Raw genomic sequence first — 3,092 nt, forward strand, 5'->3', positions numbered from 1 at the left:
CGGTTCACGGGTCTCGGCAGGCTCGTCGAGGGAATCAGTCAAAAGATGCTGACGCAGACCCTGCGCCAGATGGAGCGCGATGGCCTGATCGGCAGGACCGTCCATCCCGTGATCCCGCCGAAGGTCGAATATCGGCTGACCGAACTCGGCGCCACGCTCAGCGAGGCCTTTTGCGGGGTGTGGGTCTGGGCGGACCGGAACCTGACAAAGGTGGAGGCTGCGCGCGAGGCCTTCGACGAGCGCGGGCGGAAGGGCTGACCGGCCGCCCGCAGCCGGGCTTCGTCTCCGCGTTGCTGCATTGGCGGCTACCGGCCGATCTTCGGGTCCGCGTTAACTGCGTCAACCGCGCCGTTGTTAAGGTCGGTTCCAATTGCGATTTCGTCGCCATTGCGAGGCGGCCTTCTTGCGCCAGCGTCGGTGTCGCTGCCTGCGGATGCAGAGATTAATATCGGTATGGGAACGGACGTCCCAAGGCTAACAAGCGAGTGGTCGGCACCGCCGTTCAGCCCACAATCCGGACATTGCGCCCACAATTAGCTCCGAAATCGGAATTCTCGCGGCGGCATCGTACACAAGGTGCTACGTATTGCGTAGACGAGATTTTGCCGGCCTGCTTGGGTGGAGCATTCCTCTACGCGCTTGTAGATCAAACAGTCGGCCTCGTGAAGTTGCATCGGTCTGCGAGAGGAGACGACGGTGGCTGCAGAGGTAATCGACAAATCGACCGGCGCAATACGCACAGTGGCGATGGACGCAATCGACCTGGACAAGCCCAGCGTTGTTCGCTTGCAGATCAATCGAGCAGACGTCGCTGGATTGTACCGAGACGGTAACGATCTGATCGTGCGCCTTCGCTCCGGCGAAGATGTCAGGGTTGTCGACTTCTACAGTACGTTACCGGAAAGTGGCACCAACGATCTCGTCCTCAGGGAATCGGACGGCACGCAATGGCTTGCTCATCCGAGCGGGGCGACAAGCCGTTTTTCGCTCCTCAATGATCTTGATGAATTGCTGGCGGAAGGCGGCGGCGAAGGCGGCGCCGGCCTCCTCGTGCCGGGCTTGCTGGGCGGCGGTGCCTTGATCGGCATCGCCGCTGCCGCTTCAGGTGGCGACGACGACAATGCTTCAGGTGGCGGTGGCGGCGATGACGGCGATGCGGATGCGGATGCGGATGCGGATGCGGATGCTGACGCCGACGCGGATGCCGACGCTGATGCGGATGCTGACGCCGATGCGGATGCTGACGCTGACGCGGATGCCGACGCTGACGCGGATGCCGACGCTGACGCGGATGCCGACGCTGACGCTGACGCTGACGCTGACGCCGATGCGGATGCTGACGCCGATGCGGATGCTGACGCTGACGCGGATGCCGATGCTGACGCAGATGCGGATGCAGACGCGGATGCCGATGCTGACGCAGATGCCGACGCCGATGCGGATGCTGACGCCGACGCGGATGCCGATGCTGACGCAGATGCCGACGCGGATGCCGATGCTGACGCAGATGCCGACGCCGATGCGGATGCTGACGCCGACGCCGATGCGGATGCTGACGCCGACGCGGATGCCGATGCTGACGCGGATGCCGATGCGGATGCTGACGCCGATGCCGATGCGGACGCAGATGCTGACACTGAGGCGCCGTTACCGCCCACCGCGGTCGTCAATGCCACTGGTACGGTAGTGACGGGCACCGGCGAGGCTGGCGCGACGATTCAGGTATTCTCGCCGGCCGGCACGTTGATCGGTACCGCCGTGGTTGCCGCCGACGGTTCCTATTCGGCGACCTTGTCTCTGGCGCAGACCAATGGCGAGCGGCTAACCGTCACCCAAACCGACGCAGCGGGAAACGTCTCCGACCCGGCTTTCGCGCTGGCGCCCGACATCACCGCGCCGGATGCGCCTACAGCCGACGTCAATGACGACGGCACGGTCGTGACCGGTACCGGTGAGCCTGGTGCCACGGTCACCGTCGCCGATCCCGACGGCAATGTGATCGGCACGGGCGCCGTTGGTGCGGACGGCAACTATAGCGTCACGCTGACCGAGCCCCAGACCGATGGAGAGAGCCTGACGGTCACGCAAACGGATGCTGCCGGGAACGTCTCCGATCCCACGGCGGCGCTCGCCCCCGATCTCACTGCGCCCTCAGCCCCTACGGCGACGGTGGACGCCACCGGCACGATCGTGACCGGTCAAGGCGAAGCGGGGGCGAGCATCACTATCAGGGACCCGGCCGGCACCGTGATCGGCACCGGCGCGGTCGGCGCGGATGGCAACTATTCGGTCACCTTGACCACGCCGCAGACCAACGGCGAAGCCCTCACCGTCACGCAGACCGACGCGGCCGGCAACACGTCCGATCCCACGACCGCGCTGGCGCCCGACATCACCGCGCCGGATGCGCCGACGGCTGATGTCGATGACACCGGCACTGTGGTGACCGGCACGGGCGAGCCCGGTGCGGCCATCACCGTGCGCGATCCGGCCGGCACCGTGATCGGCACCGGCACGGTCGCCGGCGACGGCAGCTACTCGGTCACGCTGACCACGCCGCAGACCAATGGCGAGGTGCTGTCGGTGACCCAGGCGGACGCGGCTGGCAATGTCTCGCCCGAAGTGATTGCCACTGCGCCCGACATCACCGCGCCGGATGCGCCGACGGCTGTTGTCAACGACACCGGCACGGTGGTGACCGGCACCGGCGAGCCCGGAGCGACGGTGGAGGTGCGCGATCCTGACGGGAACCTGGTCGGGACCGGCCCGGTCGGCGACGACGGCAGCTATACCGTCACGCTGACGGAGCCGCAGGCCAATGGCGAGAGCCTGACGGTCATCCAGACCGACCCGGCCGGGAACGCTTCCGATCCGACCACGGCGCTCGCTCCGGACATCACCGCGCCCGATGCGCCCACCAACCTCGCGGTGGGCGACGACGGCATCACGCTGACCGGCACCGGCGAACCCGGCGCCTCCGTCGAGGTGACCGACGAGAACGGCAATGTGATCGGGACCGGCACCGTCAATCCGGACGGCAGCTTCTCAGTGACGCTTGCGACGCCGCAGACGCATGGCGAGGCGCTGACGGT

At 66.5% G+C, this 3,092-nt stretch carries 3 protein-coding genes and 1 pseudogene (1 of these 4 only partly in view); all 4 read left to right on the top strand.

What is annotated here, in order from left to right; genetic code table 11:
• On the top strand, window positions 1-258 hold the 3' portion of the coding sequence (locus ACMGER_RS06995; RefSeq protein ID WP_436811697.1) for a winged helix-turn-helix transcriptional regulator. The gene continues 159 nt to the left of window position 1, outside the view; 258 of the gene's 417 nt are visible here — the last part of the coding sequence; its start codon lies off the left edge, out of view; the stop codon is at window positions 256-258.
• A gap of 438 nt (window positions 259-696) precedes the next feature.
• Window positions 697-1,020, top strand: a pseudogene (locus tag ACMGER_RS07000) (BapA/Bap/LapF family prefix-like domain-containing protein); the annotation flags it as partial.
• Window positions 1,021-1,105: 85 nt separating this feature from the next.
• Window positions 1,106-1,687, top strand: a complete 582-nt coding sequence (locus tag ACMGER_RS07005) for a hypothetical protein (protein ID WP_436811709.1) — start codon at window positions 1,106-1,108, stop codon at window positions 1,685-1,687.
• Window positions 1,687-3,092: Ig-like domain-containing protein (locus tag ACMGER_RS07010; RefSeq protein WP_436811698.1), on the top strand; the 1,406-nt coding region annotated here is incomplete at its 3' end. The genes ACMGER_RS07005 and ACMGER_RS07010, both read left to right, overlap by 1 nt.

The organism is Sphingomonas astragali, from assembly GCF_051400615.1.
GTDB lineage: Bacteria > Pseudomonadota > Alphaproteobacteria > Sphingomonadales > Sphingomonadaceae > Sphingomonas.